The organism is Imperialibacter sp. EC-SDR9, from assembly GCF_902498805.1.
In the GTDB taxonomy this organism is placed as follows: Bacteria; Bacteroidota; Bacteroidia; order Cytophagales; family Cyclobacteriaceae; genus Imperialibacter.
This window is the reverse complement of the sequence record NZ_LR701585.1, coordinates 65,454-82,430: the sequence shown is the minus strand read 5'-3', so window position 1 is coordinate 82,430 and position 16,977 is coordinate 65,454. Positions and strand designations below refer to the sequence as shown.

The window sequence follows — 16,977 nt, the reverse complement described above, 5'->3', positions numbered from 1 at the left end:
ATATGAAAAACAATATCCTGCTACTGACTGTCATGCTGTTTTCTTCCCAGGCTTTCGCCCAGGACTGGTCCAACTTTACCAAATATCGTGAACAAAATGAGGCCCTGGCACCACCAGCCAAAGGGGAAAACAGGGTGGTATTTATGGGCAACTCGATTACGGAAGGCTGGAGCAGAGTAAATCCTGAATTCTTCGAAGGCAAACCCTATGTGAACCGGGGTATCAGCGGACAAACCACACCCCAAATGCTGGTGCGTTTCCGGGCCGATGTCATCGATTTGAAACCAGTGGTAGTGGTGATCCTTGCCGGCACCAACGACATTGCGGGCAACACCGGTCCCTCTACCCTTGAAATGATCGCCGACAATATCTACTCAATGGCGGAGTTAGCCCGGGCCAACGGCATCAAAGTGGTGCTTTCATCGGTGGTGCCAGCCTACGATTACCCCTGGAAGCCAGGCATGGAACCAGCGCCAAAAATCGTCGCCCTCAATAAAATGATCAAAGCCTATGCGGATAAAAATAAGATCGTGTATGTCGACTATTTTTCTGCCATGGCCGACGACAGGGACGGCTTGCCAAAAGAGATGGCAGAAGATGGCGTGCATCCTACGAAAGCAGGGTACAACGTGATGGAACCACTGGTCGAAGCGGCGATTGCCAAGGCTTTGAAAAGTAAATAGAACAGTTTTGAAGTATACTTATTGACTTCAGACGGCAGAAAGCTTTTGCCTTTCCGACGTCCGGGGCTGGCAAGTCCCATCGGGACGCCATATCGGTACAGCTGGCCTCTGGCGCAAGGCAAGTGCCGTAGGCACGACACAAAAAAAGGATGATGAACTGGAACAGCAAACTAATCAGCAATCTGAACTTCGGTGCCAACATCACTAACCTGGAGGCTAAGCTTAAGCTGGCGGCAATGGTGGCTGCCAAAGCTAAAAACGGCGAAGCCATAGGTTTTGGCTCCGGTTCCACCAGCTACCTCACCATCCTCGAAATAGGAAAACGAATGGCAACCGACGGCCTTCAGGTCAAAGCCATCCCTACTTCCCATGAGGTAGAACTAACCTGCACTAAACTGCATATTCCTACTGTTTCTTTCAACACCGCCCGGCCCGACTGGTACTTTGACGGGGCCGACGAAGTAGACCCTGCCAATAACCTCATCAAGGGGAGAGGTGGAGCCATGTTCAAAGAAAAGCTCATCATGACCGCTTCACCCAAAACTTTCATTCTTGCAGATCCCTCTAAATTGGTAAAAAGGCTTGGCGAGAAATTTCCCGTGCCGGTGGAAGTGATCCCCTCGGCGCTGAGTAGTGTCGAAAACAGCCTTTTGACATTGGGTGCAGCTAGCATACAATTAAGGATGAGTGGCGGCAAAGACGGCCCAGTGATTACTGAAAACGGAAATTTCATTTTGGACGTACACTTCAACGATATTGGAGAAGGGCTGGAAAAAGAGATCAAACTCATTAGAGGCGTGCTGGACAGCGGGCTTTTTATCGGCTATAACATCGAGGTAGTCTCTTCCTGACAGCAATAGTTAACCGTTGACCATCAAAGTGGTGGGTGTTTGAACAAAAAGCACCAATTTACACGCTCAATTTCCGAAACCGATCTTTTCTGACTCATGAATAAATCTCGTTTTCAAGCCATATCCGCATTTTGCGCATGCATGCTCATCGCAGCAACCTTTAAGCTGGCCGCCCAAAAAAGCATAGACGCTGCCATTGCCGAAGTGCTCCCTGCAACCCTCAAAAAACACCGGGAGTTCGTTAGCCTGCCCAATATAGCCTCCGACAAGGAAGGCATTATGAAAAACTACGAGTGGGTTAAAAAGGAATTGGAGCTGCAGAAGTTCACCGTGAAAATGCTGGAATCATCTACCCTGCCGCTGATGCTGGCAGAAAGGACAGTCAGCAAGAAGGCCAAAACCATCCTGTTTTATCTGCACATTGATGGCCAGCCTGTGAATGCCGCCAACTGGGACCAGCCCGATCCTTTTGTTCCGGTGTTGAAACAACAAGACAGGGAAGGCAACTGGTCGGCCATCGATTGGAAAAACCTGGATGGCGCCATCGACCCCAACTGGCGGATTTTTGGCAGAGCAGCAGCCGACGACAAGGCACCGATCATGATGATGCTTACCGCTGTTGAGTTGCTCGACAAGGCCAAAACCAAATTAGGCGTCAATGTCAAAATCATTCTGGATCCGCAGGAAGAAGCCGGCTCCGAAGCGTTTCTTTCCACTCTCGACCAATACAAGGCTGACTACGCCGCCGACTACATGATCATCATGGACGGGCCTGCTCATCCTACCAATGAGCCCACACTTACGTTTGGTTGTCGGGGCAACGCTACTTGCAGCATCACCACCTACGGTGCCAAGCTGCCTCAGCACAGCGGCCACTATGGCAACTATGTGCCCAACCCCATTTTCACCCTGTCGCATTTGCTCGCCAGTATGAAAGATGAAAATGGCAAAGTGCTGGTGGATGGCTATTACGACGGCATCGAAATGACGCCAGCCGTGAAAGCCCTCCTCAGCCAGGTGCCCGACGACAATGATGACATCCGAAAAGGATTGGTCATCCACGACGCTGAAAAAGTTGGCAATAACTACCAGGAAGCTCTTCAGTACCCTTCGCTGAATGTTCGCCACATCGATACATCTTGGAAAGGGCCAGGGCTCAAAACGATCATTCCCGAAGAAGTTACCGCCTATATCGACGTGCGCCTGGTGGCAGAAACAGATGGCGGTGAGCAGCTCGCTAAAATCAAAACGCATATTGAAAAGCAAGGCTTCCTTGTGCTGGACAGAGCACCGACAGACGAAGAAAGGCTCAACAACCAAAAAATAGCGACTTTCAAAGCTAACGGTTTTGTCAACGCTTTCAGAACGGGTATGGAGGCTCCAATTGGTCAAAAGCTTCGGACAGCCATTGCAAAAGAGTTCGGCGAACCTCCGGTGAGTATTCGCACCATGGGCGGCACCGTGCCTATCATTCCGGCGATTAACACCCTCGGTATCCCCGCCATTATTGTGCCCATGGTGAACATGGACAACAACCAGCACAACCCCAACGAGAACATCCGCATCGGCAACATCAGCCAGGGCATCAAAATGTGCATGACGATTTTAACAATGGAGCTAAATTAAAGAGGTTAGAGATTAAAGAGGTTACTCTGTGCAGAAGCGCAGAGAGTAACCTCTTTAATTCATTTATGCTCTACTGGTGATCATGGACAACAACCAACACAACCCCAACGAGAACATCCGCATCGGCAATATCAGTCAGGGCATCAAAATGTGCATGACGATTTTAACAATGGAGCTAAATTAAAGAGGTTAGAGATTAAAGAGGTTACTCTGTGCAGAAGCGCAGAGAGTAACCTCTTTAATTCATTCATGCTCTACTGGTGAACATGGACAACAACCAACACAACCCCAACGAGAACATCCGCATAGGCAACATCAGCCAGGGCATCAAAATGTGCATGACGATTTTAACAATGGAGCTTTAAAATTAAAGAGGTTAGTCTCTGCGCAAGCGCAGAGACTAACCTCTTTAATCTTCAGGAAAAAACACGTCGACTTGATCGTGCATGGTATACAGCCGAAACCCTGAACCATCCGGCACCAGTATGCCGCTGGATCGGTTCTCCCCCACAATGGGATTGCCCTCATATTTCGTCCAGTGTACCAGGTCTTTGGATGCCGCCACGTTCGTTGACCATTCATGCCAGTCTTCAAAGGCAGTGCCGTGGTAGTAAGCGTAGTACGTACCATCGTACTTAATGATTTGATTGACCGCCAAACCATATTTATCATATTCCTCCGGGCCCATTTCTATCACAGGTTCGTCCTGCACATTGGTCCAAACCTCAAGGTCTTTGGAAGTAGCCAGCCAAATACCCAAATCGTTTCGCTCATACAATAAATACCACACATCTTCCTCAAACCAGGCGGTAGGCGTGCCGTAAGGCCCCTCGCTAAGCGGCTCTCCATTCACCAGACGAATGTCCAGCGAGCCATGGTCCGTCCAACGAATACCATCCGGCGAAGAAAGACGATGGGCTATATCTCCACGGCCTTCAGCAAACATCTGGTACACACCGTCCACCTTTATCACCATCATGTCTTCTGTCCAACTCCCATCAAATACAGGATTGCCAGGATAGCGATTCCAATTGATTCCGTCAGCAGAAGTGGCATACCCCAGCGATAAGCTGCCGGCCTCTGACCGATAGCCTGTATACCACATTTTATAGATGGAATCCTCCTTCAGGATATACCCCCGCTCCCGGATATGCTCATCCCAGGTGGACTGACCAGTGCCGGTAAAAATCGGATTGTCAGGGTAATCACTGAAATCGACCAGTTCGGCTGGGAATTCTAGCGACTCCTCCTTTTGGGTGGCTTCTGTTGGTTGCCTATTTGAGCCGCCACAACTCAGCAAGAACGCACAGGCAATAGCTATTAATGGCTGATAAGTTTTCATCTTCTTCACTATTAACAAGGAATTTAACTTTTTATGAATGAATAAGAACAATTGATCCTGGAACTTCTTTTTCATACTTTTACATTAGATGCATATGCAACCAATATGAAAGCACCCAATTCCCTGGAAGAGAATCTACTGTTTCAAATCAGTGAAGTGGCGAAGCTGTTACATAAGAGGCTTACAATGGCTTTCGAAGAAAATGGATTCGATGTTACGCCTGAGCAGTTTTCAGTACTGGCTCTGCTGTGGTACAAAGAGGGTGTCAATCAGCAGGACATCGCCAACGAGTTGCGAAGAGACAAGACAACGATTGCCCGTATAATCAGCAATATGATCAATAGGAACCTGATCGTGAAAATACCAGACCAGCTCGACAAGCGAAACAACCTCATTTACCTGACAAAAAAAGGAAAGGAGTTGCAGACGGAAATGGTAGCCACTTCGGGCAAGGTCTATTTGCAAACCATGCAGCACCTGCCGGCAAAAGACGTTGCCGTGAGCCTGTCGGTATTAAAACAAATAACAAAAAACTTTGAATGATTTTTTCTATATATTATTAGTTGTATCGCCCACTATTTTATTTACCCCTATGAAAAGCTTTTTTAAAACCACAGCCATTTGGGTCGTCTTGTCAGTGCTGATGTTGGTGCTCTGGATCCTGGGTTTAATCATTGGTAATACCATCTTTCCAAGCGATCTGATGAACCCTTCAAACGGATCAGGAGATGATGGACTGCCAATCATGCTACTCATTTGCGGCCTTAATACAGCCGCTATCATGTACTTTATTCACAGCACACACCGGCGGGGCTGGCCGCTAGTGGCCACTCTCTCTCTCGTGGTTTTTGGCATCCAATATTTCATGTCACAGATCGAAACGCTTTGGTTCAACGACAGCCTCAAGATGGAACTGAACAGCATTTGGGCATTGGTGGCAGGAGGTGCAACCTCTTCCATGCTGTTTTCCGTTCTTGCAGTATGGGTAACAGGAACCTTCAAAAAAAGGGAACAACTAACTTCAAAAGGTGAGACAATGCCTTTTTCCAATACCTTAACAATGACAGCACTGATGGCAATAGTCATCTGGCCTTTGATCTACTTTCTGGCCGGCTATTTCATTGCCTGGCAGTTTGAAGAGGTTCGCATTTACTATTCAGGCAGCAGTGAAAAAGCCTCCTTCCTGTTCATGATGAAAGAGAATGTCGCTTCACATCTATATTCATTTCAGGTACTAAGAGGTGTTTTGTGGACATTAATTGCCCTCCTTGTATTTCGCTCAATCTCTGGCAGTTGGCTGCAAAAGGCAGTCGTACTTGGACTCATGCTTGCTGTGGTGGGGTGCAGTCAGCTGCTGCTGCCCAACCCTATCATGCCCGAACCTGTGAGGCTGGCCCATCTTCTGGAAACCTCTCTTTCAGGAGTAGTACTTGGCATGGTGATGGCCTGGTTCTTTGCCAGAACTTCGCCAAAGAAAGCTAGTGAACCATTGGCTTGACAAAACCATAAAACGAATCGACGTTTTAGGAATTAGCCCTAAATTGCTTCTCTTGCATCCCATCTTTGCAGTATGAACAACGAACTACTAAGGCATACAGTGGCTGCGATCAGGTATCGGCTGACAAAGGCCGTCGCCCGGACTTCGGATGGCTTTGGAGAGTACAAAGTCAGTGCTCACACACGAACTCCCAATGATATCATCAACCACATGACTGACTTGGCTTTGAAGGCAACAATGATGGTGGAAGAAGTCCATCTTAACAGCCCTGCACCAACGCAGCTCACTTTTGAAAAAGAGCTTGCCAGGTTCAATGAGAGTTTGACTACCCTTAGTAAATTATTAGAAGCAAAAGAGCTGGATGCCTCCCTGGTAAAAAAGTTACTGCAAGGCCCGGTTCTCGATATGGCCACACACGTAGGGCAAATAGCCATGCTCAATGGGCTCAACGGGAACAAGGTGCCTAAGGAAAATTACTTTGCTGCTGATATGAAAAACAGCCACCCGGAAGAGTAGAAAATAACCCCGCCACCGTTCATCCTTCATTATTTTCGCTGCTCCTTTCTGTATTTTAATTGAATAGCACTTGGTGTAATTTGACCTCAATTACTACTTGTTAAGGTTCATTAATTAATCGAAAACTGTATATGAAAATGACTTACAACCCAAAAATGCCCTGGCAGGGGTTTTTGCTGGCTTTGGTTGTCCTGATGGGCACCACCGACGCTTTTAGCCAGCGACGAGGAAGCAGCTCTGCTCCGGCGACTACCAAATTTGATGAATCACTGTATTCTGCGTTAGAGTGGCGCTCCATTGGGCCTTTCAGAGGGGGCAGAGCCGCAACAGTGACAGGAGTGCCCAACAAGCCTAATCTCTTTTACATGGGTGCAACCGGCGGTGGCGTTTGGAAAACAACTGACGGCGGACAGCGCTGGGAAAACATCTCCGACGGCTTCTTTGGCGGTTCCATTGGCGCAGTAGCCGTGAGCGAATACGACAACAACGTGATCTACGTCGGCGGCGGAGAAGGTACGGTAAGGGGCAACGTTTCTGACGGACAGTTTGGCATCATGAAATCTACCGATGCCGGCAAAACCTGGACAGACATGGGGCTGCCCAAAGCTTATCACATCCCAAGAATTCGGATTCACCCCAAAAACCCTGACCTGGTATATGCAGCTGTGCTGGGCGACATCTGGAAGTCTTCAGCTGACCGTGGCGTTTATCGTTCTAAAGACGGGGGCAAGAGTTGGGAAAAAGTACTTTTTGCCAATGCCGATGCTGGCGCTGTGGACATCTCTATGGATCCGGGAAATCCCAGGGTTCTTTTTGCTACTACATGGAGGTTCAATCGTTCACCTTACGGCTTCGATAGCGGCGGAGAGGGTTCTGCTCTTTGGAAATCAACTGACGGCGGTGATACCTGGAAAAACATCTCGACCAACAAAGGCTTGCCATCTGGCATATGGGGCATTGCTGGCGTATCAGTATCTCCGGTTAACTCCAACAGGGTGTTTGCCATCATAGAAAACGACAAGGGTGGTGTTTACCGTTCCGACGATGGTGGTGAAAACTGGAGTTTGATCAACAGCGACCGCAGCCTTCGTCAGCGTGCATGGTACTATACCAAAATATATGCTGACACCGAAAATGAGGACATCGTTTACGTAATGAATGTCAACTTTCACAAGTCAAAAGACGGCGGAAAGACTTACGAAGAGTACGAAACCCCACATGGTGATCATCACGATCTTTGGATAGCACCAGACGACCACAACAGAATTGCAGTGGCAGATGACGGCGGTGCGCAGGTAAGTTTCGACGCCGGCGACAACTGGTCAACCTACATGAACCAGCCTACTTCACAGTTTTATCGTGTGGTCACCGATAACAGCTTCCCTTATCGTATCTATGGTGCACAGCAAGACAACTCAACAGTAAGAATTCGCCACAGAGTAGACGGCGGCGCTATTACGGAAAGCGATTGGGAGGAAACAGCCGGTGGTGAAAGTGCACACATTGCACCTGATCCTGACAATAATGACATTGTGTACGGCGGTAGCTATGGCGGGTACCTTACAAGGGTTAATCACGCCTCGGCTGAAGAAAGAAACATCAACGTTTGGCCCGACAACCCTATGGGCCATGGTGCTGAAGGCATGAGGTTCCGTTTCCAATGGAACTTCCCGATCTTCTTTTCTCCCCACAATAGCGATAAGCTATACACTACCTCCAACCAGGTGCACGTGAGCTACAACGAAGGCCAAAGCTGGGAAACCATCAGCCCGGATCTTACCAGAGCTGAGCCAGAAAAGTTAGGCCCTGCGGGTGGCCCTATCACTAAAGATAATACAGCGGTAGAGTATTATGCGACTATTTTCACTGCCATTGAATCGCCTTTTGAAAAAGACCTTATCTGGACAGGTTCTGACGACGGGCTGGTACACGTGACCAAGGACGCAGGAAAAACATGGGAAAATGTAACCCCTCCCACAGCACCTAAATACGTGATGTGGAATAGCATCGACCCTGACCCTTTTACAAAAGGTGGGGCCTACCTCGCTGGTACGCAATACAAAATAGGTGATTTCAAACCATACCTCTTCAAAACAGAAGACTACGGCAAAACCTGGAAGCAAATCACCAGCGGCATCAACCCCTCACACTTCACCCGTGTGGTGAGGGCCGATCCAAAGCGCAAAGGCTTGCTGTATGCAGGTACAGAGTCAGGTATGTACATCTCATTTGACGACGGTGCCAGCTGGTCTACCTTCCAGCTCAACTTACCAACCGTACCTGTCACCGACCTGACCATCAAAAATGATAACCTGATTGCTGCCACACAGGGAAGAAGCTTCTGGTTGATCGACGATTTAACACCTTTGCATCAGCTCAACAGCACAGTGGCTGCTGCCGATGTGCACCTGTTCAAACCGATTGACAGCTACCGCATGGGCGGCTTTGCCTGGCGTGTACCTACCGGTGCTGGCAAGAATCACCACAATGGCGTACAGTTCTTCTTTTCATTAAAGAGCGAACCCGGTGAAAAGGACACTGTAACATTGGAAGTAATGGAAGCCGACGGCGACCTGATCAAGAAGTTCTCTACTGTATCGAAAGAGCGTGGCGAAAAACTGACTGTGAAGAAGGGTAGCAACACCTTTGTGTGGAATATGCAATATTCAGCTCCGGAAGGTTTCGATGGCCTGATCATGTGGGCAGCCCGTTTGAGCGGCCCAAAAGCAGTGCCCGGCACTTACAAGGCCAGACTGACAGCGAATGGAACAACCAGCGAAACCGAGTTCACCATTCTGAAAGATCCCCGGACAGAAGGCACAGTTGCTGACATCCAGGCTCAGTTCGACTTCATCCAGGGAGTAAACGCCAAAATGACTGAAACTCACCAGACGATTAAGGACATTCGTTCCGCCCGTGTGCAAATGAATGACCTGAAAGAAAGGCTGGGCAAAGAAGACGCTTACAAAGAGTTGGTTGAGTCTATCAACGAAATCAACAAAAAGATGACAGCGGTAGAAGAAGAGCTCTACCAGACCAAAAATCGCAGTGGCCAGGATCCCTTGAACTACCCCATCAGGCTGAACAACAAGCTGGGGCACCTGAGCTCTGTGGCCAACAGCAGCGACTACAAGCCAACTGACCAGACCATTGCTGTGAAAACAGAAATTGAATCGGCCATCAATGAGCAGCTGACCAAGTGGGAACAAATCAAAAACAGCGACATCCCTCAGCTGAATGAGAAAGCCAAGCAGAAGGGCGTAGAAGCCGTGATGCTGAAAAAAGGCGATGCTTCAAGCATGTAAATCATTAATTTGAATTGAAATAGTAAGAAAACCGGAAAGCTACACTCTCCGGTTTTTTTTGTGGCACATTCTATTTTTTTAAACAAATATTAATTATACTCGTATTTATATTTTATACAAATGACAATAATATGAGTTTACACTTGGGCGTACTTGAAGAGATCATACTTATCATACTACTATCAAAGGAAGAAACCTACGGCTTCGATATCGCTGTTGAGTATGAAAGTCAGTTTAACCAAACCATTTCCCTGCCAGCCATCCATGTAGTGTTGAAGCGACTCGAGAAGAAAGACTTGGTAAGCACCCGCATGGGCGAGCCTACACAGGAAAGGGGCGGTAAAAGGAAGCGCCTGTACAAAGCCACCAGCAAAGGATACGAAGCCGCCAGAACACTTCAGGAAAAAAGAACGGAGCTCTGGAAAGGCGTTCCTTCATTCAATGTGGCAGCCCAATGAAATCAAATAATACAACCCCACCCCGCTGGGCAGATCGCTTTCTCAAGTGGGCCTTAAAGTTCGATAGCTACGAAGAAGTAAGCGGTGACCTTCATGAGGCTTTTCTTTGGAGAGCAAGCAGCAAGGGGCCTGGCTACGCTAAATGGATGTACACCGCAGAAGTAATCAAGTCAATTAGATTTTACAACATAAAACCAATTGCCGCAATGAATCACTACCTCATTATGTACAAAAGCTACCTAAAAACAGGATGGAGATTCCTCATGAAGAACAAGTTCTACGGCACGCTGAATATCATGGGCCTTGCGCTAGGTATTTCATTTTGCTGGCTTGCGTATTTGTATGCCAACGATGAAATGAGCTACGATAAACATCTGGACGGCTACGAACGGCTCTACAGAATTGTGATGGACCTTAACCATGCTGATGTAGTTGACCACATTGGAGGCAGTTCAAATGCTATGTCTGTCTATTTTAGGGACAATGTTCCCGAGATTTCTGCCGTGGCGAGGCTAAAAACCGGATTCGGCTTGATACAAAAAGAAGAAGAGGTACTGAAAGAGTCTTTCTTATATACTGACAAAGCGCTGTTCGACCTGATTGACATGGAGTTTACCGATGGGAACCCCGGCACATTTGACCTACCGAGCGATATCATCATCTCTGAATCGATGGCCAGTAAACTCAACCTTAGCGGTGAGGCGGTTGGGAGTATTCTGTCACTCAATGAGTCAGGAGACGCTGAAGACTTTATCGTACGTGCCGTGTTCAAGGACATTCCTGAAAACACCTCTGTCCGTAGCCATATTATGGTGTCGTACACAAACTACGAATCTCACACCCCAGAGCGTCGACTTACCACCTGGATGGACATTAACATGAATACGTTGATTCAACTGCAGGAAAACACAGGTAAATCAGAGGTGGTGCGCAAGATGAACCTCATGCAAGCAGAAAAAGAAGAGGACCCAGAGCTTAACGATAATGTAAAGCTGGGGCTGCAGCCTATCACAGAAATTCACCTGGATACTGCCTACGGGCATTACAACGGAATAGCCCGTGGAGGAAATAAGACCCTGATCAAACTCTTTGCAGCCATTGGGATATTTTGCCTCATCATTTCCATGATCAACTATTCGAATTTCAATATTTCACTCTACATCGCCAGGTCAAGAGAAGTGGCATTGCGCAAAGTAATTGGCGCTAGAAACAATAGCATTTTTAGTCAGTTGATCACCGAGTCCTTTCTTTCTTCGCTATTTGCCGGGGTTTTTGGCGTTCTCCTTTTGGTTTTCATTTTACCCTACTTCTCTTCCTTTGTCAACAAAAGTTATGAACTGAGCTTCTTACTCAATGCGGAATTCCTCGTGGGTGCCACTATCATATTGTTAGGCACCGCCTTCGTGAGCGGAGTGTACCCGGCCTTTGTGTTGTCGAGGTTTTCTATCGTCAAGTCTCTCAAAGGAGAGCAGAAAATACGCAGCGGTAAATGGATTACCCAGACATTACTAGGCACACAGTTTGTCATTGCTACTGTGCTCATTGCAGGCATGTTGACTTTGAGAAATCAGATCAGCTTTCTTACTTCATTCGACACGAAACTGGACTACAATCAGGTGCTTTATATCGACGACTTCAACTCTGATGACGACCGGGTCAAAGCGTTCATGAACGACCTGGAGCAACTACCGGAAGTCTCCGGCGTGGCTTCAACCTCTGGCTATAATGGAACAAGGATCAAAATGGAAGAAGATGAAATTCGGGTCAGGCACCTGAGAGTGGATCATGACCTCATGCAGCTGCTCGATATAGATATTGTGAATGGAAGAAACTTTGATCCGGCAATAAGCTCTGATGCCACGCAAGCTATCCTGATCAATCAGGCTTTGGCGGAAAGATTGGGCATGGCTAACCCCATCGGGGAGGTTGTGCCTTTCGATTACGGCGACTTAAAGAACCCAAAGATTATTGGCGTGGTGGAAGACTACCACTTCGAGTCGGCAAAAAGCACCGTGGAGCCATTAGTGATTTATCAATCGCCACAATACCAGCTTCAAAATGTTTATATCAAGTTATCTGGGGGCACGCAATTCAACGCAGCTAAGTTTGAAGCCGTATGGAAAAAGCATTTTAGCCCATTCCCTTTGAACTATACTTTTCTCGAAGACGAATACATCAGAGCATATGCCGCCGAGCAGCGAATGATGCAGTTGGTCAGCATCGGCTGTTTCGTCTCCATTTTTCTTGCTGCCATGGGCCTGCTAGGCATCGTTGGCTTGCAGTTAAATCAGAAGTTGAAGGAAATAAGTATCAGGAAGGTGCTGGGCGCCAGACCGAATCAGTTGTACCAACTCTTTACTCAAAGGTTCCTGATTGTCATCGTGATAGGGCTGGCCCTTGGCCTGTTTGTCAGCCATCAGTTGATCAATGAATGGCTGAGCAGTTACCCCTATAGAGTGGATTTTGGAGCAGAAATTATTCTTATGACCATTGGAATTGCCCTTTTTATCGGACTGAGCACAGTATTAAGCCAGGTATTCAAGGCCGTCAGAGCTAATCCGGTGAGGTACCTAAAGGACGAATAGCCTATTCGCCTGCTGTCCAAAAAATAGCATTTCTGAACATGGTGGTATAGGCCTTGTTGTCAAATAAGAGAGGTGAATGCCCCATGAAAATATAGACGTTTCTTGCCTTCACATTCTCATTCGTCCATACCACAGGGTGGTCGCCCATCTTAATCTCGGAGTCAGGAACGAGGTTGACTCGTCTACCGAAGCCAACACTCTCACATTAGGTCTGGGGCTTTTATCGTAGGTGTACCATTCCTCTTTTTTAACGGGAAACTTTGCTGGCAATCCCTTCATCACCGGATGGCTATTTGCTTCAACAATTACGTCCGCTGAAGCGAAATCGGCAATGTAATTCTGATACCCGATGCCGCCCATGAAGCCTGAAAACCAGCCCCACATTGAGTAACCGTCAAACTCACCGAGTAAAGTAGCATGATGGAAGCCGATCCAGCCTCCCTTGCCCTCTTCAATATAGTTTGCAAAAGCTGCAGCGGCCTCCTCCTTCCAACCATAGGGTGGATAGTCCAGCTGCACAATGAGCTGGTAGTTGGCCAAAAAAGCTTCGTTGATTTTATCAGTAGAAGTAATGAAGTCCAGCACCAATGAGCTGTCGGTAGCCAGCTGCTTCAGCCAGGGAACGGCTGCGTTGGTGTACTCAAGATGGTGACCTCCGTTTTCGTAAAGAACTAAAACATGAATCCTTGTGCCTACTTGCGACTGCTGCGCATGTGTGCTTCCCAGGCTAAGAACAATGAGGTACAAGGGAAACCAATGCCTCCAGCATATTATACTTCCAATGCCTATACCTTCCATTATCCCTTTGAGTAAAAACGATCCATATTCTAGGCCAAGTTATTTATATTAGTTGAAACCTATTCTGCATCGAATGCGAATACTAATTAAACACTCGCTATGAACAATCCCGCCCCCCAACACCGCCGTGAATTCCTAAAAAAATCAAGCCTCGCCGCTGCCGGAGCAATGGTTGCAGCCAATGCGCCATTTGACCTCTTTGGTGCACCAAAATCGAAAAACAAGCTGCCCCAATGGAAAGGCTTCAACCTCCTCGACTTCTTCTCTCCCAACCCGGCCAATGGCCGTGAAGGCACGAAAGAGGAATACTTTAAATGGATGGCTGACTGGGGTTTCGACTTTGTGAGGCTTCCCATGGCTTATCCCTCCTACCTCAAATTCGACCGCAGCAGAAACATTACTCCGGAAGAGGTCAGGAATATCGACACCGAGGCAACCGATAAAATTGAAGAGTTGGTGTACCTGGCGCACAAATACAAACTACATGTGAGCCTTAACCTGCACCGGGCACCCGGCTACTGCGTAAACGCCGGTTTTCATGAGCCCTATAACTTATGGACAGACCAGCAGGCACTGGACGACTTTTGCTACCATTGGCAATTTTGGGCTACCCGGTTCAAGAACGTATCAAATAAAAAAATAAGCTTCGACTTGCTCAACGAGCCTGGCAACCGGGAAGATATGAACGACCAGCACTCCAAAAGAGGCCCGGTGCCGGGCGATGTCTACCGCAAAATGGCCATCGCTGCCTCAGAAGCCATCAAGGGTGTTAATAAAAAGCACGTGATCATTGCAGACGGGAACAATACAGGCAGCACGGTCATTCCAGAAATAGCCGACCTCGACATTGCACAAAGCTGTCGTGGCTACACACCTGGCATTGTGTCGCACTACAAAGCACCCTGGGCCATGAAAGACATTGATAACCTACCTGAGGTTAAATGGCCAGGCCAGGTGGGTGACCAATACCTGAGCCGTGAAATGCTTGAAAAGTTTTATGCCCCGTGGATTGCATTGAAGGAGCAAGGTGTGGGTGTGCACTGCGGTGAATGTGGCTGCTTCAATAAAACGCCTCACGATGTGTTCCTTGCCTGGTTCGGCGACGTGCTCGACATTCTGCACACCAACCAGATAGGCTTCGCCTTGTGGGAATTTAAGGGCAGCTTTGGCATTCTCAATTCGGGCAGAGAAGATGTTGATTATGAGGACTGGTACGGGTTAAAACTTGATAGAAAATTGCTTAACTTACTGACAAAGAACGTGTAAAAACGAATGAAAAGCCGCCTCCTATTTGCGCTGTTTATTGCCCAAAGCCTTTTTTGTTTTGGGCAATCCAACTTTAGCTTCGGGTTCATGGGAGGGCTGGGCTACAGTGGTTGGGGCAAAACGCTTCCCGACGAAAGCCCAAAGGCGTCTTACACCCCAACCAAAGCGAAAGCTTTAGGTATCTTCGCTAGTTACAAACTACCCTATCGGCTGAGGGCAACCACCGAAGCCACCTTTCTTCAATCTGGTAGTTTGTACAGAAATGAGGCATCAGTTTCCAGTCCATTTGTTGGCGCAACTTCAAGTCCTGCAGAAGTAACCTACAAGGTTTCGAGGATTTATGCCCCCGTTCGGATATCTTATGATATACTGAAGACCAGAGTAACCCCTTTTGTTAGCTGGGGATTCGGGCCCTCCTTTGTGCAACGGGCGTCGAGAAGCCACCGTGATGATCTGTCGCCAAACGAACAATCTGAAGATTTGAATCTGGAAGTATCCTACAACAACCAGCTGCGCCTAGCGTTCCCAATGTCTTCCAGCATAGGCATCAGGGTATTCGAAAGGCTCACTTTGGAGGCATCGCTCATCCTGGGGAAAAAGTTTTATTATAGATTCCAGGCAGACGAAACCGTTTGCTACGAAGGCTGTGCAAAACCTGAACTCAGCTACAATAACCGAATGATTCTGTTCGCTGCCGCCTACAACATCCTGCCCTAGGGTTCTGCACAGATTATCTTTTTGTGAAGTCGACACTGCTTTGGCACGTTTGCCCTATTTTTAAGTATTGATAAGCCAACCATACGATGACCAAACGCATTGCCCTTTTTTTACTGTTTGCTGCCCTTGCAGTTATTTCTGAAAGCTGCACCTCTGGCAAAAAGCAAGAGCCATATGTCTTACTCATCTCCTTCGATGGCTTTCGGCATGATTATGTCAACACATTCCAGCCTCCCCATTTCCTGGAGTTTATCGAGGAAGGAACAGCGGCCAAGGCCATGATTCCTTCTTTCCCCAGCAAAACCTTCCCTAACCACTACACCATCGTCACCGGCATGTATCCGGGCCATCATGGTCTGGTCGACAACACCTTTTATGATTCTACACAAAACGTGGTTTATACCATGGGCAAACGGGAGCTAGTCCAGGACGCTTTTTATTATGGAGGCCTTCCTCTCTGGCAACTGGCACAGCAGCAGGGGTTGAAGTCGGCTTCGTATTTTTGGGTAGGATCAGAAGCACCGGTAGCGGGATTTTATCCCGACTACTATGAGATATACGATGGTGATGTCCCTAACGAGGCCCGTATCAAAAAGGTGGTGGAATGGCTTCAATTGCCTGAATCTGAAAGACCCAGGTTCATTTCTTTGTATTTTTCGCTGGTGGATAGTGAAGGACATAGCTCGGGGCCTAATTCCGGGAAGCTGAAGGAGACCGTGCTTGAAGCCGATAGGTTACTGGGCCTGATCGATCAAAAAATAGCTGAATTGGATCTGCCCGTCAACATCATCGTCACGTCCGACCATGGAATGTACGAAATGACGGAAACGGCTGAAACGTTTATCTATCTCGACAGCCTTTTTGCCCCGGATGACAGTATCAAGTTCGCCAACAGCGGGCCTATAGTGCATGTGTATGAAGACGACAGCACCAGGCAAGAGCAGATTTTTCAGTCGCTGGCAGCCAAAGAGACTCACTTCAAAACCTACCGGCGAAAAGACACACCAAATCAATGGCACTATGACCAGCATCCCCGCATCGGCGATCTGCTGCTGGTAATGGAACCTGGCTACTACTTTAGAAACGGCTCGCCCGACACGACAAAAACGATGATGGACTCACCATGGGGTGTCCATGGATTTGATCCGTACGTAACGCCTGAGATGGGAGCGATCTTCTACGCCAAAGGGCCCAACATCCAAAAAGGACTACTAGTGCCTCCTTTTGAGAATGTGCATGTGTATCCATTGGTCGCAAAAATCCTCGGTTTGACAACTCCTTCGAACATTGACGGCGACCCGGACGTTTTGATGAAAGCTTTTGTTGAGTAAC

General features: G+C 47.8%; 14 protein-coding genes. 12 read left to right on the top strand and 2 right to left on the bottom strand.

Annotated elements, in window-relative coordinates:
- Positions 1 to 2: 2 nt before the first annotated feature.
- The 3 genes from GC130_RS14020 (at position 3) to GC130_RS14010 (ending at position 3,160) form a co-directional block, all read left to right on the top strand.
- Positions 3 to 683: an SGNH/GDSL hydrolase family protein gene (locus tag GC130_RS14020; protein ID WP_151998955.1), complete on the top strand. Its 681-nt coding sequence runs from the start codon at positions 3 to 5 to the stop codon at positions 681 to 683.
- A gap of 149 nt (positions 684 to 832) precedes the next feature.
- Positions 833 to 1,534 (top strand): ribose 5-phosphate isomerase A, encoded by a 702-nt coding sequence (gene rpiA / locus GC130_RS14015; RefSeq protein WP_226940488.1) that lies wholly within the window; start codon positions 833 to 835, stop codon positions 1,532 to 1,534.
- A gap of 141 nt (positions 1,535 to 1,675) precedes the next feature.
- Entirely contained in the window at positions 1,676 to 3,160 is a 1,485-nt protein-coding gene (locus GC130_RS14010; protein WP_151998954.1) for a M20/M25/M40 family metallo-hydrolase, read from the top strand.
- 409 nt (positions 3,161 to 3,569) lie between these two features.
- Here GC130_RS14010 and GC130_RS14005 read toward each other — a convergent pair whose 3' ends face one another.
- Entirely contained in the window at positions 3,570 to 4,502 is a 933-nt protein-coding gene (locus GC130_RS14005; RefSeq protein ID WP_151998953.1) for a glycosylase, read from the bottom strand.
- Between the two features lie 105 nt (positions 4,503 to 4,607).
- Between GC130_RS14005 and GC130_RS14000 the strand changes: the two genes are divergently transcribed.
- The 6 genes from GC130_RS14000 to GC130_RS13975 all read left to right on the top strand — a co-directional run bounded on the left by GC130_RS14000 (position 4,608) and on the right by GC130_RS13975 (position 12,864).
- Positions 4,608 to 5,045: a MarR family winged helix-turn-helix transcriptional regulator gene (locus tag GC130_RS14000; RefSeq protein ID WP_151998952.1), complete on the top strand. Its 438-nt coding sequence runs from the start codon at positions 4,608 to 4,610 to the stop codon at positions 5,043 to 5,045.
- A 49-nt stretch (positions 5,046 to 5,094) separates the two neighbouring features.
- Positions 5,095 to 6,000, top strand: coding sequence for a hypothetical protein (locus GC130_RS13995; RefSeq protein ID WP_151998951.1), 906 nt, complete (start codon positions 5,095 to 5,097; stop codon positions 5,998 to 6,000).
- A 72-nt stretch (positions 6,001 to 6,072) separates the two neighbouring features.
- A complete protein-coding gene (locus GC130_RS13990) occupies positions 6,073 to 6,516 on the top strand; it encodes a hypothetical protein (RefSeq protein ID WP_151998950.1) in 444 nt (147 codons plus the stop codon).
- 131 nt (positions 6,517 to 6,647) lie between these two features.
- Complete coding sequence (locus tag GC130_RS13985) at positions 6,648 to 9,821, top strand: glycosyl hydrolase (RefSeq protein WP_370455783.1); 3,174 nt, start codon at positions 6,648 to 6,650, stop codon at positions 9,819 to 9,821.
- Between the two features lie 131 nt (positions 9,822 to 9,952).
- A complete protein-coding gene (locus GC130_RS13980; RefSeq protein ID WP_151998949.1) occupies positions 9,953 to 10,279 on the top strand; it encodes a PadR family transcriptional regulator in 327 nt (108 codons plus the stop codon).
- Positions 10,276 to 12,864: an ABC transporter permease gene (locus GC130_RS13975; RefSeq protein WP_151998948.1), complete on the top strand. Its 2,589-nt coding sequence runs from the start codon at positions 10,276 to 10,278 to the stop codon at positions 12,862 to 12,864. Before GC130_RS13980 ends, GC130_RS13975 begins: the two co-directional genes overlap by 4 nt.
- Before the next feature lie 108 nt (positions 12,865 to 12,972).
- Here the strand turns inward: GC130_RS13975 and GC130_RS13970 are convergent, their stop codons facing one another.
- The gene (locus GC130_RS13970; protein WP_226940486.1) at positions 12,973 to 13,662 is read right to left on the bottom strand and encodes a ThuA domain-containing protein; all 690 of its coding nucleotides are present in this window, start codon (positions 13,660 to 13,662) and stop codon (positions 12,973 to 12,975) included.
- Between the two features lie 99 nt (positions 13,663 to 13,761).
- Here GC130_RS13970 and GC130_RS13965 point away from each other — a divergent pair, with 99 nt between their 5' ends.
- The 3 genes from GC130_RS13965 (at position 13,762) to GC130_RS13955 (ending at position 16,976) form a co-directional block, all read left to right on the top strand.
- The gene (locus tag GC130_RS13965) at positions 13,762 to 14,928 is read left to right on the top strand and encodes a glycoside hydrolase family 5 protein (protein WP_151998947.1); all 1,167 of its coding nucleotides are present in this window, start codon (positions 13,762 to 13,764) and stop codon (positions 14,926 to 14,928) included.
- A 6-nt stretch (positions 14,929 to 14,934) separates the two neighbouring features.
- Positions 14,935 to 15,645, top strand: coding sequence for a hypothetical protein (locus GC130_RS13960; RefSeq protein ID WP_151998946.1), 711 nt, complete (start codon positions 14,935 to 14,937; stop codon positions 15,643 to 15,645).
- A gap of 86 nt (positions 15,646 to 15,731) precedes the next feature.
- Positions 15,732 to 16,976, top strand: a complete 1,245-nt coding sequence (locus GC130_RS13955; protein ID WP_151998945.1) for an ectonucleotide pyrophosphatase/phosphodiesterase — start codon at positions 15,732 to 15,734, stop codon at positions 16,974 to 16,976.
- Position 16,977: the final 1 nt, after the last annotated feature.